The sequence below is a fragment of the Desulfopila sp. IMCC35008 genome (genome assembly GCF_010646885.2).
In the GTDB taxonomy this organism is placed as follows: domain Bacteria; phylum Desulfobacterota; class Desulfobulbia; order Desulfobulbales; family Desulfocapsaceae; genus Desulfopila.
Genome location: NZ_CP050700.1, coordinates 1,533,220 through 1,559,952, shown reverse-complemented (window position 1 = coordinate 1,559,952; position 26,733 = coordinate 1,533,220). Strand labels below are relative to the sequence as shown.

At 44.5% G+C, this 26,733-nt stretch carries 21 protein-coding genes and 1 pseudogene; 8 read left to right on the top strand and 14 right to left on the bottom strand.

The genetic code is table 11. The features are described from left to right. Positions 1-224 precede the first annotated feature (224 nt). Together GA520_RS06910 and GA520_RS06905 are read right to left on the bottom strand one after the other, a co-directional pair. A complete protein-coding gene (locus tag GA520_RS06910; protein ID WP_205749335.1) occupies positions 225-2,117 on the bottom strand; it encodes an amidohydrolase in 1,893 nt (630 codons plus the stop codon). Positions 2,118-2,492: 375 nt separating this feature from the next. Continuing rightward, the gene (locus tag GA520_RS06905; RefSeq protein WP_163339407.1) at positions 2,493-3,104 is read right to left on the bottom strand and encodes a glutathione S-transferase family protein; all 612 of its coding nucleotides are present in this window, start codon (positions 3,102-3,104) and stop codon (positions 2,493-2,495) included. Between the two features lie 2,849 nt (positions 3,105-5,953). On the opposite strand from GA520_RS06905, the gene GA520_RS06900 reads away from it, so the two are divergent. The 4 genes from GA520_RS06900 (at position 5,954) to GA520_RS06885 (ending at position 10,479) form a co-directional block, all read left to right on the top strand. Further along, positions 5,954-6,097 carry a hypothetical protein gene (locus tag GA520_RS06900; protein WP_163339405.1) on the top strand — a complete coding sequence of 48 codons (144 nt, stop codon included), beginning with the start codon at positions 5,954-5,956 and terminating at the stop codon, positions 6,095-6,097. A gap of 221 nt (positions 6,098-6,318) precedes the next feature. Next, the gene (locus GA520_RS06895) at positions 6,319-7,362 is read left to right on the top strand and encodes an LON peptidase substrate-binding domain-containing protein (protein ID WP_205749334.1); all 1,044 of its coding nucleotides are present in this window, start codon (positions 6,319-6,321) and stop codon (positions 7,360-7,362) included. Next, positions 7,355-8,743 carry an endopeptidase La gene (lon, locus tag GA520_RS06890; protein WP_205749346.1) on the top strand — a complete coding sequence of 463 codons (1,389 nt, stop codon included), beginning with the start codon at positions 7,355-7,357 and terminating at the stop codon, positions 8,741-8,743. Before GA520_RS06895 ends, lon begins: the two co-directional genes overlap by 8 nt. 134 nt (positions 8,744-8,877) lie before the next feature. Continuing rightward, entirely contained in the window at positions 8,878-10,479 is a 1,602-nt protein-coding gene (locus GA520_RS06885; protein WP_163339404.1) for a Na/Pi cotransporter family protein, read from the top strand. 207 nt (positions 10,480-10,686) lie between these two features. Here the strand turns inward: GA520_RS06885 and GA520_RS06880 are convergent, their stop codons facing one another. The 3 genes from GA520_RS06880 to GA520_RS06870 form a co-directional block, all read right to left on the bottom strand. Continuing rightward, the gene (locus GA520_RS06880) at positions 10,687-11,061 is read right to left on the bottom strand and encodes a zf-TFIIB domain-containing protein (protein ID WP_163339403.1); all 375 of its coding nucleotides are present in this window, start codon (positions 11,059-11,061) and stop codon (positions 10,687-10,689) included. 134 nt (positions 11,062-11,195) lie between these two features. Then, positions 11,196-11,462, bottom strand: coding sequence for a hypothetical protein (locus GA520_RS06875; protein WP_163339402.1), 267 nt, complete (start codon positions 11,460-11,462; stop codon positions 11,196-11,198). A 155-nt stretch (positions 11,463-11,617) separates the two neighbouring features. After that, positions 11,618-11,887, bottom strand: a complete 270-nt coding sequence (locus GA520_RS06870) for a hypothetical protein (RefSeq protein ID WP_163339401.1) — start codon at positions 11,885-11,887, stop codon at positions 11,618-11,620. Positions 11,888-12,348: 461 nt separating this feature from the next. Here GA520_RS06870 and GA520_RS06865 point away from each other — a divergent pair, with 461 nt between their 5' ends. The 4 genes and pseudogenes from GA520_RS06865 (at position 12,349) to GA520_RS06850 (ending at position 16,213) form a co-directional block, all read left to right on the top strand. Then, complete coding sequence (locus tag GA520_RS06865) at positions 12,349-12,825, top strand: hypothetical protein (RefSeq protein WP_163339400.1); 477 nt, start codon at positions 12,349-12,351, stop codon at positions 12,823-12,825. Positions 12,826-13,222: 397 nt separating this feature from the next. Further along, positions 13,223-13,792 carry an Hsp20/alpha crystallin family protein gene (locus GA520_RS06860; RefSeq protein ID WP_163339399.1) on the top strand — a complete coding sequence of 190 codons (570 nt, stop codon included), beginning with the start codon at positions 13,223-13,225 and terminating at the stop codon, positions 13,790-13,792. Positions 13,793-13,915: 123 nt separating this feature from the next. Next, on the top strand, positions 13,916-15,544 hold the full coding sequence (groL, locus tag GA520_RS06855) for a chaperonin GroEL (RefSeq protein ID WP_163339398.1): 1,629 nt from the start codon (positions 13,916-13,918) through the stop codon (positions 15,542-15,544). Positions 15,545-15,652: 108 nt separating this feature from the next. Beyond that, positions 15,653-16,213: pseudogene (locus tag GA520_RS06850) on the top strand (AMP-binding protein). A gap of 212 nt (positions 16,214-16,425) precedes the next feature. Here GA520_RS06850 and GA520_RS06845 read toward each other — a convergent pair. The 9 genes from GA520_RS06845 to GA520_RS06805 form a co-directional block, all read right to left on the bottom strand. Next, on the bottom strand, positions 16,426-17,613 hold the full coding sequence (locus tag GA520_RS06845) for a cystathionine gamma-synthase family protein (RefSeq protein WP_205749333.1): 1,188 nt from the start codon (positions 17,611-17,613) through the stop codon (positions 16,426-16,428). 286 nt (positions 17,614-17,899) lie between these two features. Further along, complete coding sequence (locus GA520_RS06840) at positions 17,900-18,394, bottom strand: Lrp/AsnC family transcriptional regulator (protein WP_163339397.1); 495 nt, start codon at positions 18,392-18,394, stop codon at positions 17,900-17,902. A gap of 244 nt (positions 18,395-18,638) precedes the next feature. Further along, the gene (gene doeA / locus GA520_RS06835) at positions 18,639-19,823 is read right to left on the bottom strand and encodes an ectoine hydrolase DoeA (RefSeq protein WP_163339396.1); all 1,185 of its coding nucleotides are present in this window, start codon (positions 19,821-19,823) and stop codon (positions 18,639-18,641) included. Between the two features lie 66 nt (positions 19,824-19,889). Further along, complete coding sequence (locus tag GA520_RS06830) at positions 19,890-20,660, bottom strand: aspartate/glutamate racemase family protein (RefSeq protein WP_163339395.1); 771 nt, start codon at positions 20,658-20,660, stop codon at positions 19,890-19,892. A gap of 102 nt (positions 20,661-20,762) precedes the next feature. Beyond that, on the bottom strand, positions 20,763-22,151 hold the full coding sequence (locus GA520_RS06825) for a PLP-dependent aminotransferase family protein (RefSeq protein WP_163339394.1): 1,389 nt from the start codon (positions 22,149-22,151) through the stop codon (positions 20,763-20,765). 104 nt (positions 22,152-22,255) lie between these two features. Next, complete coding sequence (locus tag GA520_RS06820) at positions 22,256-23,542, bottom strand: TRAP transporter large permease (RefSeq protein WP_163339393.1); 1,287 nt, start codon at positions 23,540-23,542, stop codon at positions 22,256-22,258. Continuing rightward, positions 23,542-24,123, bottom strand: coding sequence for a TRAP transporter small permease (locus GA520_RS06815; RefSeq protein ID WP_163339392.1), 582 nt, complete (start codon positions 24,121-24,123; stop codon positions 23,542-23,544). Before GA520_RS06815 ends, GA520_RS06820 begins: the two co-directional genes overlap by 1 nt. A 169-nt stretch (positions 24,124-24,292) precedes the next feature. Further along, positions 24,293-25,336: a TRAP transporter substrate-binding protein DctP gene (dctP, locus tag GA520_RS06810; RefSeq protein ID WP_240910209.1), complete on the bottom strand. Its 1,044-nt coding sequence runs from the start codon at positions 25,334-25,336 to the stop codon at positions 24,293-24,295. Between the two features lie 88 nt (positions 25,337-25,424). Next, the gene (locus tag GA520_RS06805; RefSeq protein WP_240910208.1) at positions 25,425-26,663 is read right to left on the bottom strand and encodes an amidohydrolase; all 1,239 of its coding nucleotides are present in this window, start codon (positions 26,661-26,663) and stop codon (positions 25,425-25,427) included. Positions 26,664-26,733: the final 70 nt, after the last annotated feature.

Here is a 26,733-nt window from a genome sequence, read left to right as displayed (position 1 = left end):
GCTTGAGTATTCTGTCAGCAATTCTATTTTACCTTAATTCCTGTCACCTCAAATTGCTCCCAAACGAATTGCACGTTAACTTTCAACCGGTAGGTGTACAGGAAGACCTACAATTTGGGAAATAACCTAAATATACGACATTTGACCAGGAAATATAAAGCTCACCGCTGCTCAATCAGAGCAACGGTGAGCAACGCTTAATCGTGAGATAATCTGATCAGATATCAACTGTCGTTCCCCATTACCATCACATTGGCAAGCTTGCTAATCACGCCACAAGTACAGCCGATACCATGGTTGTCTTGACCATGATTATGGCCTGAATGATCAGCCGCCAAAGCTAACATGCGGGCGAATGCCTGAGTACTGAGGCTATTCGGCTTAAAAAGAGCAGCGGCCTTGTCTGTGCCTGACATTTGATAAACAGTTTTACCTTCCTTTATCGTTTCCGTAACTTTTATTTGATCAAGGTTTTCAGGGTCAATTGCGGTTGGATCTCTATCCAGGATAACGAAATCGGCCAGTTTCCCAACTTCAATTGATCCTTTCGAGTCTTCCTCAAAATGCTGCCAAGCAGGCCAAATAGTCATTGCCTTCAGGGCGGTCATCACATCAACGCGTTGGGCTGGTCCAATAATATCCCCCGAACGTGATCGACGGGTAACGGTTGCATCAAGTATACGCATTGAGTCAGGAAAAGCGACGGGTGCGTCGTGATGGGAACTGAACATCATGCTACGTTTTACACACCAGCCGGTCGGCGAAATATTGTCGGCGAGTTCAGGACCGACGGTATGCTCGCGATGCCAGTCACCCCAATAAAACGTGTGCATGGGAAAAAGCGAGGGAAAGATGTTGAGTCTCTTAAACGAATCAACCTGGTCTTCCCGGAGAAACTGGCCATGTATCAGGACAGGGCGACGATCCCCTGCACCATATTTTGGGGTGGCCGCATCAATAGAGGCGATCAATTGATCCGAAGCAGCCTCACCGTTGGAATGGGTCAAGATCTGGATGTCGTTGGCATAGGCCCAATCAATTGCGTCCAGTACCTGCTCAGAAGTTGCGGCCGGATAGCCGACATAGCCTGGAGGGTAGTTTCCAACAGGTTTGTAATACGGCCGGTCGCGCCACGCCGTGAACCCTTGAGGCGAGCCGTCAATAGTCAACTTGGCACCGGCGACGCGGAAGCGGTTCTTGTAGGATGGGCTATATTCGTTTTTGATTATTTCCCGATCAACGAGCACATCCGGGTAACTCACGACATCGATTTTCAGTGCACCGGTCTCTGCTACTTCTTTGTATGTTTTTATAGCGTTTGGCATCGTTCGGCCGTCTTGTGCGGTTGTATAGCCAAAACTTGCCCATAGTTCCGTCCCGGCTGTAATGAAAGTCTTTGAGCCTTCCGGTCCCACAAGTGCAAGCAGTTTAAGTAGAAGAGGGAACGCTGCCGTCTCTTCCAGCACGCCATTGGGCTCTTTCCCTCCCTCAGTACGTTGAATAACCCCGCCTTCCGGATTTTCGGTTTGCGCAGTGATCCCACCAAATTCCAAGGCCTTTGAATTTACAGCAATAAGGTGCCCAGACTGATGAAGCAAAACAATCGGCACATCCTTTGATACCTCGTCTAGGTCATCCCGTGTTGGATGTCGCAGTTCGGCAAGTTGCGCATTGTCATAACCGAAACCGACGATAAGACCGATTTCCTTTACAGCCTTGAGATTGTTTTTCATCCACTCCCGAAGTGTCTCCTGTAGTGAAGCGATATCTTTCACCTCGCCATCCGGTGGTGCAAGGATGTTGGCGGATAGCGCCTGCAAGCCGCCGCCCATTACATGGCCATGGGCATCGAAAAAACCGGGAAGCATGGTGTTGCCGTCAAGGTCGATCAACTTGGTCATGTCTCCCTTGGACTTGAAGACGTCTGTTTCAGTGCCAACAGTCAGGATTTTTCCATCCATTACCGCCACCGCTTCAACTCTTGGCTGGGCGTCGTTGATCGTGATAATGTTTCCATTGTGGTAGATCATTTCAGCAAGTTCCCCTGCAAATACTGGCGTAAATATTCCGATAGCCAGAATGATACAAACCAATGACAGCACCATTTTTTTAGACATGCCCGTCTTCCCCCTCTTTTTTCAATTAAAAGGACCTGACTGGATTTCTTAGATGAAGTATCGGCTTTTGCTGAGTATTCTCAAATAGACTTAAGATCTTCAGCTTACCATTGCCAATATTTGAAAATCAACATACTTGTTAGGATTAGATTGTTCCTGTGCTCTAAAGGGCGAAGAGCAGTCCCCGCCCTTATAAGACCACCTACCCGTACAGTGTTTCGATCCACCTCAGTCTATATGAGTAATAGACCTGAATACTAAATGCTATTGGGATAGTTCCGAAACTATCAACATTATTGATGTACTATAAAAGACCACTCTGGTTGCTGAAGGCCAGAGTGGTTTTATATCTGCTAATTTGCTTCACACAGCCTTTCAAAAATCAATATTCTCTTTCTTATAACCGGCCTGAAACTCATGGAGATTGGATACCTGCTTAATGAGTCGCTCCACATTTTTTCCAAATGTAATATCGATATCTTGAAAATTCTTCCCCCAACTTGAGTAAATAGTCGCCAGATAGTCTACAATTGTTGGTTGATCGCCCGTGATGAATTGTTTTTTTTCCAATTCTTTATCGAGAATTGCCCATAAACTGGAGACAGATGGAGCTAATTGTTTTAATACGCTGACTTTCTCATTTTCATCCATGTTTACTCTGTACATAATAGTAAACATTTTACCATAGGCAGGATGCAGCGTCGCATAGTCAAACATTAACCACCTGAGAAATTCGGCTTTTTGGGCAAGGTCGGTAGGTATCATTGGTGAATTGTGTTTCTCAAGCAGGTAGAGAACAATCGCAGCCCCCTCTGTAATAATCTGACCATCGGGTAATTTCAATGCAGGTACCTGGTTAGTTGGCACTAGCTCAGAATAATTTGATACGTCTTCACGTCTAACCGGTGTGTATTCAAGTTGCAGTTTCTCAAGCAGGACGACAATACCAGAGGAACAAGAGCCGGGAATGGTATAAATTGTGTACATGATATCTCCATTTGAGTGTGATTAACTCTGTGAATTCAGATAAATCAACGGTGTAGCTCAGTTCATTACTTCGACAGCTAAAAGTCGGTCAATGAACCATAAAAATGTAACTGTAACCACTTTTGATTGTCGATCAATCGTTCGATCTCTTCAGGTCTGACAACCTACTGAAAAAGAGAAAGTGGGTTCAGTTGAGAAATTTCGGATATGGGGGGGATTGCCGTGACTGCTGCCATTACAGAATCGTGCAGTCTCAATATTGTAAATTGGCACTACCAATAATAATTTTTAATGAACCAGACATCACAACTCTAAATCGCACGCTTTTCGCTTTTGTTTCGTATAACGCTGGTCCAGCTAAAATTTCTAAATTGAGAAAAAAGGTTTCTCAGGCTGACCTTGACCTAAATATATAGTTTGGCAATGTGGAAATTATGGCAGCAAAGTTTATTGGTCGTTAAAATGTTCAATATGGTAGCAATATATTCATAAATTATACTGCTTATCACTATTTTTGAACAATAATTAGCTCAATAGAGAACACGCATTCTCTATTGCTAACATTATTTCACATAGCCACATCTGCGAACAAATACCAAACATATTTACATGTCATATTTTACGTAGTACAAATATTCCTCTGCACAAAGTCAAGTATTTGGAAAAAAAATTAAGATAAGTTTAAGAGTTGTTTTTATTAATTACGAGCAGCTACACATAGCATGAAATATCTTTGGAACCGCATTTCTATATCTTTTTCTCTCTTCTCCTATCGTTTATTACAAACATACCTTCAATATATTTCAATATATTGATCCCTATCCATAGTGAGAGATTAAATATTCAATATTATTATTTTGGAACTGTGAAGACATAGCAACTAAGATTGATTGTATACAAACGCCAAATACTTTCCGCGTAATTTCTCTACATAATAATGACTCTAAAATAATAGAATTATTAACTCACAAACAACACTCTCCCCTTACACAAAGCAAAATCATTTAATATTTAATAACAGAATGTATCAATTAATATTATTTAAAATATTCCCTCATAGCAATAAAGTATTTTTTCACATCAATAATACCCTGAAACATATTGATAATTCGTTTTATGTCGCAGTCTTCAGAATGAGTGAAATACAATACATTTTTCTCAATTCTGCCTTTCTAGCATTTGACTTTTTTGGACTCAAGAATGAACAATTTAATATTTTAAAACTGTCTTGATTAAAAAATATTGTAACCAATCACGTTGATTATTGAGCTTACAATTAGTTCATAAAACATCTCTAATATGTATTTACCAATCTATTAAGTTAAATTTACTTTCTTTGCATTTTCTTTGCCCTTATCTTTGAATTTTAGTTTCTACAATGTGCTTTTAAATATATTTAACCCGTATCATAGGCGAGCAGTGAGAGCACCTTACTGTGTAAACGCAATTGGAGTCCTACTGAATCAATACAGCTTTTAGAAACGACACAGAATCCCTATTACACCCATATACAGGCATATATGTGCACGTAATGTGCGTTTTAGGAATGTTACTTTCTATTTTTTATGTTATTAGTAATTTTATATTTTATCTTATATATGCTTATTGCATTTTCTAACAATACTATTCTACATGCTTCCTTTATTTTAACTTATAAATACTATTAAGTGCTCTATCATAAATGTATATACACTAAGAGCGATACCTAACATTAACAATACATAGTATATATATTTCAAATTAGGATATTAATATTATGGCCTTGCATTGTTACTTACATAGTGTATTAAAATTTTAGCAATAAGTAAATATGACATTATTTCACACCTCCAAGAGTCAAGAATCAAAATAACGTTCAACAAAAACTAACACATAAACTTGTTGAATAATAAGATAGTAGCATTAAGTTTTAGCAAAGATTTGAAAATGAATTCATAAATCATGATAATGAACTGACTGAGATAAATTTTTCGCCTTTAAAAAAATCTGAGTTGGAACTAGTTTATTGATAGCATTGTTGAAGTTGGATATTTGTATTGCAAGGACCAAGAACATCTAGCTACCTAAAAATTGTTAAATATTCATGATTTACTCAACGCACCATTAATCTTTTTATCGCAATTTACAAAGACCAACGTCTCAGTACATATGTGTCCCAGCTAGCGACTTCCTGGGGTACACTATACGGACCAACAAGATTTGATGACGATGTATTTGAAGATGACACCAATAAGAAACGTATTCAACCGAATTTGATTCGCAAAGATGTAGTCAAGTTATTGAAAGGAGATGATGACACCAAAACAGACCCTAAAGACAATATGTTTGCTGATAAAGCAAAATAAATGGTCACATACTTTGATGATATTGACCAGAAAACTTTAGATATAATATTTAAATTATTAGTAGGGTAATTCAGATATTTACCCGTAATCCATCCAGGAATTGCAAAAAGGAGAGAATGACTCCACCTGATGAAGAGATAACAATGGAGAGTCCCCTTAAGGAAAACTGTGGTGTGAAAGAACTCTAAAGGAAAGTCTCGAAAAGGCGAACTACTGAAATTGAGAACAAGAAGTATATTTGTCATACGTAATAAAAATCAATTCGTCCCCAACTTTTAACTGACATTGCCTCCCACTTTTGAGATAATAAAATGACTCACGATAGATGTTATGTATGCATGAACATTTTGGCCTGGGTGAGTATTAGTAACAACCTCCATGGCAGTGGTCTCTAGATCTCCGGAACAGGACAGATTGATATGATTATATATCCGAATCAGGATGGTATCATCAAAATCGTCTCCCCTATGACAAGCACCGCATGCTCATCAAGGAGTGAGAAATATGAATATCAAACAATGGTACCTTGAAACTGGTGTACAGATGAAGAAAAGAACAGAGAACCAGCCGTTTTCATTGCGCACCCCGAGTTTTCCGCCAGCCAAATTGAAGGTTCTCTGCACCCTATGGATGAAGCTGCACAGATAAAAGTACTATTATTTTATAGAGCGCTCATACGGATCTTTTCAGAGGATTCGCTCACCCCCGGAAGACACGGATGAGCAAAAGATCGAGATTACGGGTGTTGAGGGGGGGGACCATGTAGTCTCGGTTCCAAAAAGCCTGAAGTCTTAAGTCGCCACCTTTGTTGTGAGAGCCCCTTGGGATAATGCATCCTTTCAATCAAACATGAGTGGGAGGGGTAGAACGTGATATACAGCAATTATTTTTCTTCCAATACTGACAATTCTTCAGCTGAGTACACCGGCGATGAGACAGTTTCCGACGACCTGGTTTTGGTATCTGATGTAATCCCAAACCAGATACTCATTGCGCCTGCGACATCTGGTCCGGTTTTTCCAGGGGTGCTCCAACCAATCCCATTTTCAGGACAAAAATTCATAGATCTCATCCGAACGAGCGTTGAGGAGCTTAACGGCTACTTCGGCATGGTCATGGTAAAAGAAGAAGACAAAAAAAACTTTTTCCATTCCGAACTCTACAAAGTGGGTACAGTTCTTAAAATCTATAAAGTTGTTCAGTTTGAAGAAGCGGTAGTCAATGTTTTAGCTCAGGGAATACAACGTTTTTCATACATACGTACAGCCCGCCAATCTCCCCTGCTCACTTGGGAGGTGGAGTATCATCCTGATCAGCTTGTCAAGCCTTCGGATGAGCTGAAGTCCTATGCATTGTCCATCATTTCTTCTGTCAAAGAACTGTTAAAAACCAATTCGATCTTTCACGAACAGTTAAAGCTCCTCTCTTCGTCAATTTCGCTTGAAAAACCGGGAACCCTGATGGACCTCATAGCATCTGTAATTTCTGCAGATTCAGATAAGCTACAGGATCTCCTAGAGACTTTCGACCTTTTAAAAAGGGGCGAAAAACTCCTTATATTGCTTCAGGAGGAGATTGAACTCACTCATTTACAGGAAGATATCCAACGTCAGATCCAGGAGAAGATGTCCAAGCATCAGCGCGAATTCTTTTTGCGCGAACAGCTGCGGGTCATCAAGAAAGAGCTGGGCATGGAAAAGGATGACAAGGCCTCTGAGATTGAAAAAATCGAAAATAGAATAAAGAACCTGGCGTTGAGCAGCGAGGCTGCCAAAGTTATTCAGGAGGAGTTGGAGAAACTGCAGGTTCTGGAAACCAGTTCTGCGGAGTTCCATGTGACCAGGGGCTACCTGAATACCCTGACAGAGCTGCCCTGGGGTATTTTCTCGGACGACAACCTAGGACATACATAAAGCCAGAACCATTCTTGATAACGATCATTACGGCCTTGAAGAGGTCAAAAAGCTCATTTTGGAAATAATCAGCACAATCATAAAGAGAGGGAGAATATCAGGGACCATCATCTGCCTGGTAGGGCCACCTGGGGTTGGGAAAACTTCAATCGGGAAATCAGTCGCTTCTGCCCTGAACCGAGAATTCTTCCGTTTTTCTCTGGGCGGCATGGTCGATGAGGCGGAAATCAAGGGGCATAGACGGACCTATATTGGCGCTATGCCTGGCAAAATTATCCAAAGCCTGAAGCGTACCGGCACGTCAAATCCAGTGATTATGCTGGATGAAATCGATAAAATCGGGACGAGTTTTCGCGGTGATCCTGCCTCAGCACTTCTTGAAGTCCTTGACCCTGAACAGAACAGGGAATTCCTCGATCATTACCTTGATGTTCGGTACGATCTCTCCAGAATTCTCTTTATGACCACAGCAAACCAGCTTGACACCATTCCCCGCCCTTTGCTTGACCGGATGGAGGTGATCAAGCTTCCCGGCTACATCCTTAAGGAGAAAATGGAAATTGCCCAAAAATACCTGATCCCGCGCCAGCTTGAAGAGCACGGTTTGATGGCAGACGAAGTGGTAATTGAGGATACCGCATTGCTGAAAATCATCGACAGTTACGCCAGAGAGGCTGGAGTGCGCAACTTAGAGAATCAGATCAAAAAGATTATGCGCCAGGTTAATCTGAAACAGGCTGAGGGCGAAGGAGTGAACTTTCAAATCGATGAAGAAAGTGTTGAAATATTTCTCGGCAAACCCACGTATCTTTCTGAAGAATTATATGAACGGGCTATTCCCGGGGTAGCCTTAGGCTTGGCATGGACTCAGTATGGAGGTGCAACACTCTACGTCGAGGCCTCGTCGATCTTAAAAAAAGGCGGTGGCTTTAAACAGACTGGACAATTAGGCGATATCATGAAGGAATCAGCGGAGATTGCCTACTCATTTATCCACTCGCTTATCGACAATACCGCTGGAAAGGAGTCATTCTTTGCCGACCGTTTTATCCATCTGCACGTTCCAGCAGGGGCCACGCCGAAGGACGGCCCTTCTGCAGGCATCACAATGGCCTTGGCCCTGCATTCCCTGGCTGTTGTCAAGCCTGTCCGTCCCGGACTGGCGATGACAGGAGAATTGACCCTGACAGGCAAGGTATTGCCCGTTGGAGGCATACGGGAAAAGGTTATTGCGGCTCGTCGAATTGGTGTAATGGAGCTTATTTTCCCCAAGGATAATGAGAAGGATTTCGCCGATCTGCCTGAATATATCAAGGAGGGCCTCTCAACACATTTTGTTGACTACTTTGAAGACGTTCTCGCTGTCGCCTATGCTGATTGATTAGACACGAAGGTTGTTGTCAATCCTATAACATCAACCCCGGACAACCGTTTAGGCTCTCAACTGTTCAGCCAGCAGAGCCTGATGGAGATCGACCCGCTTCCCTGTTAACCGATCTGAAGAGAGAGCAGAGTATGGGTACAGCAATTATTGCCTTCAAAATCCTCGGTGGTCTTGTCATCTTCATGTTCAGTATCAGAATGCTGAGTGATACCATGAAACGAAGCGCGGGCTTCCGGTTGAAAATAATCCTCGAAAAGGCAACCGCTAATCCTCTTACCGGCATGGCTGCCGGGGCAGTGACAACTTTCCTTGTTCAGAGTTCAAGTGTCACTGTACTTCTGCTTTTGGGGTTGGTAAACGCAGGGATTATGAGACTGAATCAAGCTGTCTATGTCATTCTTGGATCTGAAATCGGCACAACAATGACTGCCCAGATTGTCGCCTTTAAAGTATCTCTTTTTCATTTTCCTCTCATCATTAGCGGCTTTGTTGTACATAGCTTATTCCATCGTCATGAGAAGGCCAGGGATTTGGGGGAAATTCTATTGTGTCTTGGGCTTGTATTTTTTGCGATGAATACCATGACTGATGGTGCCAGACCATTGAGGGAGTTCCCTGCAATCCTGAACATGATGAGCCAGTTCGGCAGTTTTCCTTTATACGGGATCATCATTGGAGCAGTCTTTACTGCCATTACCAGCAGCAGTTCAGCTACTACCAGCCTGGTTATTGCCATGAGCATGGAGGGCGTTATCGACCTCCCCTCCGGCATAGCGCTTATTGTTGGAGCCAATCTCGGTACATGCGTCCTCGAACTAATAGCGACCATAGGTACTTCCATTTCAGCCAGACGAACTGGCTTGGCGCAGTTCATGATCAACATGCTTGGTGCTGTAATGATCTTTCCCCTCCTCACACCATTCAGCAATATTATAGCTATGTCCGCTGAGACAGTTCCCCGGCAACTGGCCAACAGTCATACTGTATTCAATGTGGCTGTGAGCTTTTTGCTGCTTCCGTTCACAGGCTTTTTAATAAAACTGTTAAAAATAATCATCCCTGGAGAGGATCAGAAAGTGCCGGATATAATGACCAGTCTTGATAAGCGCATCCTCAACGTTCCTGCACTTGCACTTTCAAGGATAGAGGAAGAAACTCTGAAGATGTTTTCAATAGTCTACGAAACGCTCAAGCTTGCCGGCAAGGCCTTTTTTGAGGGGGATGCCGACGCCGGCAAGGCAGTAAGGGAGAATGAGAGGGTTATAAACGCAATGAACAGTGCTCTTATCGCATACGGAAATAGCATCAGTAATATGCTGCTTACCGATAAGGACATTTGCCTCAAAAGAGCTCTCATACACTCGCATACGGACCTCGAACGCATCGCGGACCTTGCAGAAAATATGGTTATATATGCCGATCAGCCCGAGATCGTATTTTCCCAAAAAGCGCAGAAGGATCTCAGAAACATTTTCGATACTGCAGTTCTCACATGCGATACGGCCCTGCAGACAATGAAGCGTGCCAGAAAGGTTGTACATACAGATATAACGGACATTGAAACCCAGGCCAGCATGCTCAAACTGGAGCTGCGAAGAAAATTTATTCTATGGCATGCGAATGAACGAGAAGAATGGGCAACAGATTCTTTTTACCCAGGAATACTGCGAGATCTTGAACGTATCAGCAGCCACTCCTACAATATCATCGAGCACTTTGAAAGGCTGGAATAAGAGACCGCGAGAATTTGGCAGACATATGATATTTACCTGGAAGTATTAATAATTCATCTACACCCTGGTCTCTTTGACCGGCAACTGACCGATACCGGTCAGTTGCCAGCAGCTATAGGCCCTCTTCCAGCGAAGCCCCCTGGTCGATGAAATCACCTTCAACCGGGATGTTCGTAATGTTTCAGGTGGTAATTTTAATGACCTTTTTTACTTTCTCTCCCGGGTCAGTATATCCTTGAAGTAATCTGTAAATGTCTCGTCTTTGAAATCAGTGAATTCACCGGCATCAAAGAACACACCATAGCAGATGGCGCAGGACTCATACCAGATGTGACTCTGTTTGCTGTCGACCATTTTCACCATCCTGGCTTTGCAGTGGGGGCAATTGATCGAATCTTTATCGTTGAATTTTTTCCCTACATTCGGGTCACCGATATCGACCTCCTCTGAACCATCCATCATCTTCAGCTGTTCATGCTCCAGGAGATCGAACCAGAGCCCTTTGCAGTCCTTGCACCTGTCGATCTCAACAGTCTGGAAGTAAACCTTCTCCATATCAGAATGACATTTCGGGCATTTCATACTTACCTCAATCATTTAAGTCGATTTCCGATTTTTTGAGATTTTCATTTTCGGGGTCGGGACGAACTAAAAAAACTAGAATTTACCGGACATCCCAAGATTTTTTGTCACCATAGAGCTATATTTTCAGTGTCTTACTCAGACAACCGTTTGGCGATGCGCCGATAGGTTTCTTTCAGCTCCTCGCCGATTATCTTGGCCTTAGCTATGTACTCGTCAGAGGTCTCAACTGCCTCATCCGCAATATCCGAGGCTTTTAACTTTACATGACCCCATTTCTCCTCTGCTTCCTCAAACTCTTCCTTTACCTCCATGGATGCCAGATGCATTTTCAGTTTCAATTCATCCCGTTCTGTTTTCAGTCGGTCTGCAAGTTTGGAAAAGTCCTCATTCAATCCCATAGTTCACCTCCTCTTTTTCACCAGTAAGAGCCTTTTGGTCGACTCTCTGGCTCAATGAACAGACCATGATATACACGGATCATAAGCCCTGAAAAGCATGACAGCGAGCTTTTCGATTTCCTTGGCCAGCAGTCCTGCCCCAACCGATTCAGACGTTAGCTCTTGAAGAGCGAGCTGTATGTTGCCATTATTCTGGCTCGTGAGAATAATACAGCTGCTCTGGTTATCCTCCCCTGCATGTCGAACGCGTACATGTGATACAAAATCCCTCTGGGAACGTCCACCGCCCCTACCCTTTGTGCCTCTCTGGCCTCTATTTCACCGGATGGAGATATGGCTTTTCGGGCAGGGCCAATAAGGAGGTTGTAGGAGAGTAACTCGAAAAGCGTGCTGAGTTCATCTTCAGGGAATAGGAGCAAGAGCATACGCGACCTCGTCTTCCGGGGGATTGAGTGAAATGGTTCCTAACTTATTATACCCCCTCAAGGCACTTGCCAGCCAATCTTTTTTCCAGCTGAGATTTCACCGCATGCCGGGTACACGAAATATACGAAACATGATGGGATCAGCCCCAAGGGGTAAATCAGCAGATCGATAAGACGAGTCTGCCTATGAGGTCTTGCACTTACTGATATGTGAGGAAAGAGCGCCAGATCATGCCTTATCCAATCGTAACCAAATCCTGATTTTTTTCCTGACTTTTCCTTCGGATTGTGAGAAAATATAAGAGTCTATAATATGAATGTTGTGTTTACATGATGAACAAATGAGTCAAGGTCAATAGCAGCCTTAAAAACCTTTACACACTGTCAGATTCATGGATACAAGGCATAACATAAGTCACCAGCATTCCCCCCTAGCATTATCCACATATGCAGGACAGGAGTTGAATGGCAGAGCATATTCCTCCACCAGCAATGTCGATGGCCTGAATCAAAAACACAGCCTTATCGGCACCTGGGAGCGGGATATCAGAACAGGGAGGGTTTTCTGGTCACCAGGTCAACATGACATCTATGGCCTTGATACAACAACATTTTCCCCTTCAGTACATAATTTTCTCGATTTCGCCCATCCGAAGGATCAGGATTTTCTGGTAACTGTCATATTGGGCAAGGCTGAGTTAGCAGCTATTTCATTGTCGAAATCGAATTCAATCGCCAGTCATATAAAAGATACTCATAAGGTTTCGCTGCACGCCAATGATATTCCGGTTATCGACTGTACCGGTCATAATTCGCTGGCAGGTGATAAGAATAACCGCAATATGAGATTTGAAGCGTTCATGATGAACCCGGTATCCAATGCAAAGCTGTCTGAGGTGGTACGGAACGTGCTCGATGCCGCCCAGGTGTTATGTTGAAAAAGCTATTGAAACCCAAATGCTGATATTCAATTGGGGCGGTAATTATGATGCCTGGCGGGGAGTGTGTCGGAGAATTGCCATTTTGGCTCAGATCGAGGCAATTGTAGAAAATTTAGCACAGCCATATAACTGATATTGCAAGCATATATTTCCCGCAAATAACGAAGAGATGGGTCAAAAGGATTTTCCCCGACACGCTCCTCGTTGTTAAGAACAACACTGTGGAGGGGGATGAGGCATATGAAAATGAGAGGTTCGGGCCCGTCTTTCGCAGGCAGTCCTTTATCTCTTCGGAATAAGGAGTTTTTGAAAAAATGAGTCCGGTTCAGGAAGAGGCCGTTCCGGATGAACTCCTGAATCTCATTCACCACTTGCTCCCCAAGGAGGAGGAACCATGGATATAAAAAAATTGGCACCTTGGAATTGGTTCAAAGATGAGGAAGAGAGCAGCACAACAACCGTTCCCATTGCACGCCCTGAGTCACCCGCCAGCCTCATTGAAAGTTCCCATCATCCAATGATACAGCTGCACAGGGAAATGGACAGGCTGTTCGAAAATGCCTTCAGGGGTTTTGGCATGTCGCCATATAGAACCGATTTCCCGTCAGCGAGCCTAGCCGGTTTTATGAAACCCCAAGTCGATGTCGCCGCCAGTGACAAGGAATATACAATAACCGTTGAAGTCCCCGGTGTGAATGAAAAGGACGTCAAGGTGGAGATTGCCGGCAACGCCATGACGATTCGGGGGGAAAAAAAGCAGGAAAAAAAAGAGCGGGAAAAGGATTATTATTGCATGGAGCGTTCATACGGCTCATTTCAGAGGATTCTGTCACTTCCGGATGATGCGGATGAGGAAAAGGTCAAGGCGGAGTTCAGGAAGGGTGTCCTGAACATTACCATCCCTCGGAAGGCCTTACCACAATCGGAAGTGAAAAAGATTGAGATCAAGGGTGTGGAGGAGTGAGCAGGTTGACTCGCCAACAATGGCTGGGACAGAGATCAAGCTCGACAATGTTAAGCATGTCCTGCTTTGTGTGGTAGATGCGCCTGACGAAGTTTCAAACAAAAGATTGGAGGGTTACGTGCGATGTCGCCAAAAATAATCAGCTATGACAGGGACGCCCGTGAATTCATTCTAAAGGGTATCAACGCCCTTGCCAATGCCGTAAAGGTAACTCTTGGCCCTAAGGGTCGTAATGTCCTCATCGAAAAATCATTTGGCCCTCCAATAGTAACCAAGGACGGAGTTACTGTGGCCAAGGAAATCACCCTGGAAAGAAAGTACGAAAATATGGGCGCCCAGATGGTGAGGGAGGTTGCCAGCAAGACAAGCGATACGGCAGGGGACGGCACCACAACCGCCACAGTTCTTGCCCAGGAGATTTTTCGTGAAGGCAATAAACTTGTTGCTTCGGGTCTGGATCCCATGGAGCTGAAGCGCGGTCTTGATAAAGGGGTTGAGGCAATTGTCAATGAGCTCAAAAACATTTCCAGGCCGGTCAAGGACAAGAAGGAAATCGAGCAGGTCGGAGTCATTTCAGCCAACAATGATGCCGCCATTGGTGTCCTTATTTCTGATGCCATGGATAAGGTCGGCAAGGAAGGTGTTATAACCGTGGAGGAGGCCAAGAGCATGGAGACGACTCTCGAGGTCGTCGAGGGCATGCAATTTGACCGCGGCTATATCTCCCCCTATTTCGTCACTGATGCTGAAAAAATGGAGGTTCTTTTGGAGGAACCTGTCATTTTGGTGCACGATAAAAAAATTGCTGCCATGAAAGTACTCCTTCCCCTTTTGGAGGAGATTGCCAAGACCAGCAGACCGCTGTTGATTATTGCGGAAGATATTGAGGGGGAATCCCTGGCAACGCTTATTGTCAATAAGCTTCGTGGAGCGCTGAACGTTGCGGCTGTAAAATCCCCCGGTTTCGGCGACCGCCGGAAAGCCATGCTTGAGGATATCGCTATTCTTACAGGAGGCATGGTTATAACTGAAGACCTGGGAATAAAACTTGAGAACGTAAAGCTGAGTGATCTCGGTACATGCAAACATGTGAAGATTGACAAGGATACTACTACAATTGTGGATGGGGGAGGCAGCAAAGAATCCATCAATGAACGCATTAAGCAGCTCAGGGGCCAGATGGAAAATACAACTTCAGAATATGATCGTGAAAAATTACAGGAACGGCTTGCAAAACTGGCCGGCGGCGTTGCTGTTCTAAATATCGGCGCTGCAACAGAAGTGGAAATGAAGGAAAAGAAGGCCAGGATTGAGGATGCTCTGCATGCAACACGAGCTGCCGTAGAGGAAGGAATTGTTCCCGGCGGAGGCGTTGCCCTCATCCGCTGTATTAAGGCCCTGGACAATGTAACCGCAGAGGGCGATGCAAAAAATGGCCTGAATATTTTACGCAAAGCCCTGTGTGCGCCTTTGCGACAGATTGCCGAGAATGCCGGTTGGGAAGGATCCGTTGTTGTCAATGAGGTGTTGGAGGGCGAAAATGATTTCGGTTTCAATGCACAGACCGAAACCTATGAAAACCTGTATACTTCTGGAATTATCGATCCGACTAAGGTGGTTCGCTTTTCCATTCAGAATGCTTCTTCTGTATCGGGCCTGCTGCTGACTACACAGGCTTTAATTGCGGAAAAGCCGGAAAAGAGAAAAAAGTCGGGAATGGCTCCAGAAGACCTGGATGAAATGGAGTATTAGCAACTGGCAGGGGTTGTGAAATAAAAGGGGAGATTCAAGGAATCCGATTGCCGACGGAGCAGTTATGCACTCGGCTTTCCGCTTCACCAAAGACGATTGCTCCGTGAGGTGGATGATAGTTGGGAAATCCCGGCCACCTCCAGTAAAACCCCTGCCCTGCTGCATTTCACCAGCGGCACGACCTCGCTTCCAAAGGGGGCGATACACGTACACGAAGCCATGTTGACCCACTATGCCACCGGCTTCTATGTACTCGATTTTCACTCGAATGATATCTTCTGGTGTGCCGCCGATCCCGGCTGGGTGACAGGAACCTCATAGGCGATTATCGCCCCCTTGGTGCATGGTATCACCGTGGTATGCGATGAGGCCGAGTTCGATGCCGGTCGCTGGCTGCAGATTTTGGCAGACGAAAAGGTCAATATCCTTTACACCTCTCCAACCGCGATCCGTCGCTTGATGCGCATCCCAGAAGCTGCCTGGCAGGATTGGGAATTCCCGAAGCTCCGCGCTATCTACAGTGTCGGCGAGCCGCTTGATCCCACATGCGTGTTGTGGAGTGTGCGGGTCCTGGGACTGCCGATTCATGACAACTGGTGGCAGATATTTTTTGATTCCTCAACAAGCCAACTTTCTGCAACGATAAACAGACCTGCATACTCAGAATAACCTGAATCAACCAACTTGAGGTGAAACGTATACAGGGCGGATCCTGATCTGGACGTTATAACACTGCCTTCCATGTTACCACCGTGGAGGCCAAATACGCGCCGGGCCTGCATGGCCTTCTGCTTGAATTTTTCTAAAATGCCTCGATCTGAGAAAAAATTGCTGTTCTCAGATCGAGGCGTTGAGGGAAAAGGTGATTTGCGGACAGCCTCCTAAGCAAGTACAGCGAGGGCCCTGTCCAGATCGTCTTTCAGGTCCTCAATATCTTCAATACCGGTGGAGTAGCGGATAAGGCTTTCCGGGATTCCCATGGCCTTTCGCTCTGCTGCACTGCATTCGACATGGCTCGTGGTTGCAGGGGGGCCTACGATTGTTTCAACTGCACCAAGATTTGCGGCAGCATGGGCATAATTCATTTTTGCAATGACTTTTCCCACAGCAGCAAGAGACTCATCTTTCAGTATGAAACTGAGCATTGCTCCAAACCCTGACATTTGTTTCCGTGCTATGTCATGACCTTCATGGCTCTCCAGCCCTGGATAAAGCACTTTTTTTATCTGGGGATGGGAATCAAGATGCTGAGCTATTGCCATGGCATTCGCATTTTGTTTTTCAATTCGCAAAGCGAGGGTTTTCATACCTCGAAGAAGTAAATAAGCGGACATCGGATCGAGGGTTGCTCCGTTTATTTCTCTATAGTGATAGATCTCTTTTATAAGGTTCTCTTTGCCACAAATCACTCCTCCCAGAGCATCTGCATGCCCGCCGAGGAATTTTGTTGCCGAATGCAGGACCAGGTCAGCACCAAGTGTAAGTGGTTGCTGGTTGATGGGGGTTGCAAAAGTGTTATCAACAACCACAATGGCGCCCACAGCTTTTCCTGCTGCCGCCAACCTCTCCAGGTCAATGATCTTGATAGTCGGGTTTGTTGGTGTTTCTAAGTAAAGGACATCGCACCCTTGAGCAATTTCTCTCTCAATTGCGTCATGATCAGTGGTGTCGCACAGCGCTACGTCGACGTTAATCTTGGGAAGAAACTCGGTGAATATCTTGTTTGTTCCGCCGTACGTATCCTTTACAGAGACGACCCTTTTTCCGGGATGCAAAAAGGTGAAAAGTGTACTGCTGATTATTCCCATTCCTGTAGATGCACTTGTTGCCGCTTCAGCACCTTCCAGTTTACATATTTTATTTTCGAAAACCTCAACTGTAGGGTTGGTGTTCCGCCCATAGATATGCCCCTTTTCTTCTCCCAATGCGACCTTTTGCCATTGATCTATATCGGAATACCCATAAGAAACACTGTGTACAACGGGGACCTGTGTTGCGTTTTGCATGAGATATTCTTCCTCTCCACCCCATACACATTTTGTGCCTTTACCAATTTGTTTGTCCGTCATGATATTTTCCTTTTTAAATCCATAGCTGCCCAAACAGCTGGTTTTGTTTTTTCAATATTAGAATCGGGGAAAATGACAAATGGTTTAAACCACCAAGTTCCAATTCAGCAATTTTCACATCTTGCCCCACTAATTCGAGTAGCACCCTGCCAACTTCATCCTGAAGTTATTAATACAAGCACCTCCAATTAAGATCTTTCAGTTATACTGACTCCATCAACAATGTATCCTTTTTTCTTCAGAGGGTGTTTTTGAACTAAGGCAGCATTTAGAATAATTTTCTTTTTTACGGTCTATTTGCAGTTGTTTTATCTGTAAGATTCGAAATGGGAATCGAGCAAAGATTTTTTATCGGTTTTGTGACGATATAAGTAAAATACTTGTCGATTCCAATATCATCCTCGAGTAAGGAGTCCATAATACGCTGATAATTATCTATATCAGAGGTCATGATACGCATCAGATAGTCGATGCCTCCTCCTATAGCAAGGCATTCAACAACTTCAGGAGCAGAGGTGACCGCATCCTCAAAACGTTTGAAATCACCTATCTGGTGACGCTTAAGTACCACTTCAACCATCACCGTGGTTACAGGTACAATATTTTTCAAATTTACCCTGCCATAATATCCGGATATGACACCGCCATCCTCGAGTCTTTTCAACCTCTCCCAGGTCGGACTCGGGGACAGGTTGATCTTCTCTGCAAGCTTCGTTTTGGTAATTCTGCCGTCCTTCTGGATAGTTTCAAGGATTTTCAGATCATACTCATCGAGTTTCATGCCCATTGTTTCCCTGAATTATGAAAAAATGCTGCTCTGAACAACTACAATATTCGCTAAAAACATAGTTAGTTCCCGTCCTCAAACTACCCCTCTACCCAATCTCAGCGTTCCGGCTACATTATTTATCCTCCGAATATCGTACATATGCGTGCGGTACATAATGAAGCCACGCCTCGATATTGAACAGAATGCTGAGTTTTAGGATGGGAACGAGTCAGCCTGAACTGGTTAGAATTTCGGGCTAGTTTTTTACAAACAATTCACGTGGTACATGAGCAAGAGTTTCAACACCGTTTTCTGTAATCAGAATACTTTCAGTAATCTCAAGCCCCCATGAATCCAGCCATAAACCTGTCATAAAATGAAATGTCATATTGGGCTGGAGAATCGTCTTGTCGCCTCGACGCAGACTCATAGTACGTTCGCCCCAATCCGGAGGATAACTGAGACCAATAGAGTACCCGGTTCTGCTGTCTTTACTGATCCCATATTTTTCCAATACCGTAAAAAATGAAAGTGCTATATCTTCACAGGTATTCCCTGGCTTGGCAGCATCAAGTCCTGCCTCCATACCTTCAAGAATTGCTTTTTCTGTATCAAGCATATCCTGAGGTGGCTTGCCCAGGAAAACTGTTCTCGAAAGAGGGCAGTGATAACGACGATAGCATCCTGCTATCTCAAAAAACGTTCCCTCATCCACCCGCATAGGCTGGTCATCCCACGTAAGATGTGGGGCTGAAGCATCTTCACCGGATGGTAGAAGTGGTACAATTGCAGGATAATCACCACCCTTCTCCCCTACCCCGCGGATGCCTGCGTCGTAGATTTCTGCGACCAGATCACATTTCCGCATACCCGGTTCAGCTGTCTCTCTAATCCGTTGATGCATCGACTCAACAATCTTTGCTGCCACCCGCATATACTCAATCTCTTGTTCAGACTTCACCGCACGCTGCCAGTTAACAAGAGCAGTGGCATCTAAAAAAGTGGTTCCGGGAAGATTTCTCTGTAATGATACATATGCTGCTGCAGAAAAATAGTAATTGTCCATCTCCACCCCTATTCGCAACGAATCCCACTTCCATTCCTTCAGTTTTTGGGCAAGATAATCCATTGGATGTCTCTCAGTTGACTGGACGTAGTCATCCGAATATCCGACGAGGCGGTCCTGAGCCATAAATACAGTACATATCGCACCGTTAAGATCCATTTGCCTGCCAAACCAGATGGGGTCTTCATCGAGGGAAAGAATAACACACTGGTGGACATAAAAAGACCAACCGTCATACCCCGTGAGCCAGGCCATATTCGAAGGGTCGGTAACCAACAGGAGTTCAATATTTTTCTGCTGCATGGCTTTACGCGTCCTGGCCAGGCGATTGCGGTACTCTTCAACACTGAAAAAAAGACTGGACTGTATACTCATAATAATTCCTTATCGCTCTATATCTACGCAAGCAAACACGCCTTAAATAATTAGTATTTTGAAATTTTACTGCATCTTTGATGACAGTAATTTCCCATATCCGGATGCATCAGGTACTATACAGGCTATCTTCAGAGCCTTCCATGCTGCTGCCTGGTTGCTGGTGACAACGGGTTTGCCAATTTTTTTTTCTATCAAACCGGCTACTTCAGCAGACCGCAGTGCAGTGCAGGAAATAAAAAGAGCCTCCGCATCGCCGGAAATAGTTTCTTTGGCAGCGGCAATGATGGACTCTGCTTTGATCCTGGCCATTTCCCTGTCATCAACCAAACCCATATATGAAATATTCTGGACAGTGAAACCACTGTTTTCAAAATAGCTTCCAACTGGCCTTGCCACATTTTCAGTATAAGGGGTGAGGATACTTAGTTTCCTGGTTCCCAAAGCTGTAAATGCGCTGGTGGCAGCAGAGAGTGGAGTGATAACAGGAACCCGGCCAACGGCGGATTGTATTTTTTCAGCCACTGTTTTATCACCCAACAGAGCCCCTCCTGAAGTACAGCTGAAATATACAGCCTGCAGCGGGATGTCCGGTACAAGCAATGCCGCAGCCTCAGCCAGACCATCTTTCATGGCACGAAGATTTTCTGGAGTCACCGGGTTTTTGTACTCAGTTCGAGATATGTGGAGCCGTATTCTCCCGTTGTTACAGATCTTTATAAAGTCGTGTTCACTTGTAAGATCGGTTGCCAGTACTATAAGTCCAATTCTACAGAAGGAGTCTTCCGGACTATACAAAAGAGGTGATGCGGTTCTGTTTAAGGAAACAGCTGTCATAAATGATTCTCCATGATCATAACTGCTGACACTAGCGGTAGTACATTGGGGAGATCTCTTTTCTTCTCTTTCAACAATCTCACCTGCATCTTCACAATGAGGCTAAAATGAATCAAATGCATACTCTTCTTCCCTGTCAAGAAGCTGGTCGATCACATGAAGACCTCGCTCCAGATCACTTTTTCCCGCAGCGCCAAGAGATATTCTGACAGCCCTCACATCTGCATCGTTATCAATAATAAAAGGCCCTGACGGGGCTACTGCAACACCCTGCTTCATCGCCTGGGCTGCGAAAGGATCAGGGCGCCAGCGACCTGTTAAAGGCAACCAAATATGTAAAGCATTAACGTGTGACTTGATTCCTCTATGGCCAAGTATCTGTTCTACCAACCGGTGTCGTTCATGTAATGCTCTTCTCTGCCAGAGTATTAATTTTCGCGCAGTACCATCAAGCACCCACCTTGAGGCTATTTCAGCAATAAGTGGGGTGGCCATCCAAGCTGTCGCCAACAGGCGACTTCTCACGACGCCCAACATCCCTGGTGGTACAACCATATATCCCGTGCGGAGACCTGGCATAATACATTTTGTAAAACTGGTTACATAAATAGCCTGCTCAGGAATAATCTCGACAAAAGGTCTGGGCTTATTGGTGACAAGGGGGCCCAGAACATCATTTTCTATTATGTAAACATTGTGTTTCCTGGCAATCTCCCCTATATCCTCCCTCCTTTCTTCCGGCATGAAGTACGCAGTCGGGTTAGATAGATTTGGTATAAGATAAAGAGCACTGATATCGCGGGTCTCACAAACCTGTTCGAAAACTTCCGGGAGTATTCCCTGACTGTCCATTTTCAGCCCGATAAGCTTCATTCCGAGACTGGAGCAAAGTGCAGCCAACGAGTGATGACCAACTGCCTCGGTTGCGATAATCGCCCCTGGCTTACTAATGGCAAGCAGTGCTGAGGTTGTACCCTGAGTTACCCCGTTGGTGATGAGAGTTCGGCTCCTTTCGGCATCTAGACCACAGAGTTTAAGCCACTCTCTTGATGAATTGAGATGACGTTCGATTCCCTGGTTAGGTCTAAATGAAAAGATAGTGTCTGTTGGCAAATCACTGCCTAGAACCGTCAATGCGTCTTTTATTAAATCTTCATGCAGTGACCCGAGCACCGGCTTGTAGATAGACAGTTCTACTATGGAATCAGGTGCGGGTGCGGTTCCAAAAGGCATTGCCTCCGGTCTTGGTCTCGTTCTTACAAATGTACCTCTGCCCACCTCTCCCTGAATCAATCCACAGCGTCTTAGCTCATCATATGCCCTGCTGACAGTCTGCAAACTGACCTCAAGGTCGTAAGCTAAATCTCTTTGCGGCGGTAGCCTTTCACCTGGTTCGAGTTCACCAGACTGAATGGCAGAAGCAATTTGCTCAGCCAACGATTTATAGGCAGGTTTTTGTAATACTGACTTGTCTGGGAGCCAGTTTGTCATTTGTGGTTTCTCCCCTCATTAAATGGGTATCGGAACGGTACCAAGGTTCAGTCTAATCCTCATTGTCCCCTAAAAACTGATAACTCTCTACAAATTGTGTCTTTCTAATTCATCATGAGATGAGGCAAAAACAGTGCTATTTGGGGGAATACTACTAACAGTACTGTAACCAGGATAAGTATGAGCAAAAACGGCAGTGCATGTCCAATTACCTCAAGATAGGGTCTCCTGAATATCAGCTGTGCAGTAAATATGTCGCAGCCAAATGGCGGTGTTGCTGAACCAATTGCAGCCTGAAGTGTGACAAGCGTTCCTAACAGGATGGGATCTACCCCTGCACCAACAACATAGGGTTGAAAAATAGGGCTGAGGATAAATATCGCCACAATAGGGTCAACAAACATGCAGGCCACAAAATATACACAGACTACAATCATAATAACCCATAGCATTGATGGATCCGGGCCGAAAAGTGGTGGCAGAAACTGCTGTGGAATCTGGAGAAATCCAATGAGCCAGGAGAAGGCCTGTCCAGCTCCGACAAGGATGAACACCACTCCTGTGATAATTCCGGTTTGAAGAAAAGCGTCAACGGTTTTGTTAAAAGTTAAACTTCGGTAAACCAGTGTTTCTAAAATAAGTGCATAGAGTACTGAAACTGCTGCCGCCTCGGTGGGGGTGAAATACCCGGTATAAATGCCTCCAACAACAATGAAGGGAAAACCCATGACAGGCATGCCATCCTTAAGGGCAGCATACCTTTCATTCCAGCTTGCTTTAGGGAGCAAAGGTATCTTTTTTGCTTTGGAATAAACGTAACAGTAAATGGAAAATAACAATAGAATGAGAAGCCCTGGTAGGATTCCAGCCAAAAACAGCATGCCAATCGAAGTACTTGTGGCAACACCATATACGATAAAGCCGATACTTGGCGGAATCAGAAAGGCAATATCGCTCGAGTTTATGATTAAACCCAGGGTAAAAGAGCTGGGATAGCCGGCATTCAGCAACATGGGTCTCATCGTGCCACCAATAGCTGCAACGGTTGCCTGGGTTGATCCTGAAACGGCACCGAACAGCGTACAGCTGGCATTAGTTGTAATAGGAAGCCCCCCCGGCAGGTGTCCGACACAAGTCAGTAACATGCGTATGAGCTTTTTGGCAGATTCACCAGATGTGACAATACTGGCGCTCAGGATAAACATTGGTACACAGACCAGAGTTGGCGGTGAAATACCGGTAATTACCTGCTGCACCATGATAAGAATAAGCTTCGGCGCCATTTCAGGCATATAGACGACCAGGTAAAGAATCAATGATGCCAGCAGGATCACCATAAAAGGAAAACCAATCAGCAGCATTGAGGCCAGATTAATACCAAAAAGCATCATTATGGCATCCCCTCAATCTGTTCTTCCTCATATTCACTCTTTTGGTCCGGCGACTGCCAGGGATCACTCTCGGTTAAATTTTTAATTATAGTCCGTAAATACTGGATAGACGCCAGACCGAAACCGATAGGGACAATTATATAAAAGGTCCAGGTCGGAACACGCAGAGCTGGCGTTCTGTGAGACATATTCATGGCATTAAGTAAATATTTGTACGAGAACCAGGCCATTATCGCCATGGTAATGGCACTGATAAGGGATATGAAGATGATAAAGACTTTTTCCACCTTTGGGGGCATTGCATCTAATAAGGCTCCCATTCGAATATGTCTTGCCTTGCGTACACCGTAACTGACCCCTGTAAATGTTATCAGGATCACCAGAAATTTGGATATTTCTTCAGCAAAGTAAATACTTTGAAAGAATGTCCTGCAGAAAACATTGGCTATGAGTAATACAGCGAGTGCAGCCACGCAAAAGACCAGAATGGAAACCTCAAACCCATTAATAATTTTTCCAAGACGTCGGTTAAAGCGCTTTAGAAAACCGGTCGGCCCGTTGATTTCCCCCTTTCCTTTCATCGATTCACCTTGTTCAACTTTATACAGATTATGTATCCAACAAAAAATACAAAAACAGTAGCTTACGCACCATGCCACTCGCTATATTTTACATTAAAAAAATGATAGCCTGGGCATGTCCAGGCTATCATTATGGAACTGCAGTAGTGACTTTGCTTTCCGAGGTAGTCTATTTTACAACCTCTTTAGCTGCCTTTACATCCTTCAACAAAGCATCAAGCACCTCTTGAGATCCTTCTCCACCGATATCAACAAACTTCGGGTAGACAGTTTTTGCCGCTGCTTTGAACTCTTCCAGGGCCTCTCCTTCCAAAGTTGCAAATTTCAACTCAGGATTGGCTTTCTGCATTTTCGCCTTGTCTTCCATATTTTTCTCTTCGATCCATTTTCCTGCAGGAATGATGGCGTTGATCCAGAAATTTCTCATTTCCTGCTGAGCTTCAGGAGTGAGGGAATCAAAGAACTCCTTGTTAACAGTAGGAATACCTAAGAACGGCTCGTTGCCGATTTTGGTGATATAGTTTTCAACTTCATAAAACTTCATGCTGTAATGGGCAAAAAGAGGTTGAACCTGTGCGTCTATGAGCCCCATCTGTAATCCGCTATAAATTTCACCATAATTCATTGGTGTTGGACTGGTACCGTAGGCCCGGTAGTCCTCTACAAGCATTTTTGATGACATGAGCCTGATTTTCTGTCCTTTGAGATCAGCCATTTTGTTAATAGGTTTTTGTGAACCGATCCACTGCCAGCCCTCAAACATTATCGAAAATGGGACCATGCCATTATCACGGAATTTCTTTTCCAGGAGAGGCATGAACTCCCCCTCTCTCACCATCCAGTCGAGAGTTTCCGAAATGTTTTCAGAAGGAAAGAGATAGTTGAGGGTAAGGACCTGTGCCTGGGGAACAAATGAGCTGATCCAGGCATAGTCTGAAAAAACAAACTGAACAACACCTAACTGGCACAGCTCATTAATATCCCCATTTTCCCCAAGAGTCCCATATGGATAGACATCGATCTCTATTTTGCCTCCTGACCATTCCTTCATGTGTGCCGCAAAATTTCTGGCCCAAACGGTCATGAAGTCCCCTTCAATTTCCTCGGATGCCAGTTTTGCCTTAATTGCCTTACCGGTGTAATCAGAGGCGAAACCATTCACCACCGAATAAAACAGCATAAGTACCACCAACAAACTTGTAAATTTTCTCACAATCCTCCTCCTTTCTGTTTTGGGACATCGTCCTTGTCAAGCAAAGCGATTTAGCCAAGCTTTTCCTTGTACTTCCTACTTTCCGCTATTATTCCAAATACTCCAGCGCTGTACGTATATGAAGTTCCACACCCACTTCCAAGATGCTCTCATCAATATCAAAACGGGGATGGTGATGTGGAAAAATTTCAACTCCTGGTTTTCCAGCACCCAGAAAATAAAAGAGTCCGGGAACACGAGATGCAAACTCAGAAAAATCCTCTCCGGCCAAAGTGACCAAAGGCTCAACTTCTAGTTCTGGTAACATTTTGCCAGCGACCCTTGAGGTGAAAAAACTGGAGAATGAGGGATCATTGACTACAGTTGGGTGTCCATATGGAAATTCAAGTTCATGATCTGCTCGATAGGTTTCACAAACCCCTTTTACAATTCTTCTAAAACGTGAAAGCGGACTGTTTTCACCATTGTCATCACCATCATAAAGGTAACGAATTGTACCTTCCATGGTCACAGAGTCGGGAATTATGTTAGCTGCTGAACCACCTGCGATGGATCCAAACATTATTACCGTCGGCTCATGGAGAGCATCGAGTTCACGTGTTTGAATGGTTTGCACTGCCTGGATTACTGCAGCTGAGACCAGAACAGGGTCGATTGCACTTTGCGGTGTTGCCGTGTGTCCGCCTTTTCCCGTGATTGTGATTTTAAAGTGCTGCATCCCTGCCATGACCGGACCAGCCTTAACTCCAATCTTTCCTGATTCCAGAGGGCTCCAGACATGAAGTCCAACACAGGCGTCAACCTTCGGATTATCCAACACACCCTCTTCGATCATACCAAGCGCGCCTATATTCTCTTCATTTGGCTCAAATACAAATTTTATATTGCCGTTCAGTTCTGACTTTCTCCGACTTAAATATTTTGCTGCCACCATGAGCATTGCGGTATGGGCGTCATGCCCACAGGCATGCATCACACCATCAACAGTAGAAGAATATATGGTCTCATTCTCCTCCTGTATTGGCAATGCATCCATATCTGCACGCATTAAGAGGGTTGGTCCTTTACCTTCTCCGCGCAAGAGACCAACAACACCTGTACTGTTGAGACGACAAACCTCAAGACCACATTCAGAGAGATAATCAGCGACAATTTTTCCAGTGCGGTGCTCTGCCAAGCCAAGTTCAGGATTGGCGTGAAAATCTCTTCGGAAATGTAGAACCTCTTCACGAGAGTCTCTTATAAATTGACAAATATCTTTCAATGGCCCCCTCATTTTGGTCCAACTATTCGCAATTAGATCTGCGAAATCAGCAATTAGAAACAAAATATCATATCAATCCGAAAGATCATGATATAATACTATCTACCCTATATACCCTTATTTTCGTCAAATT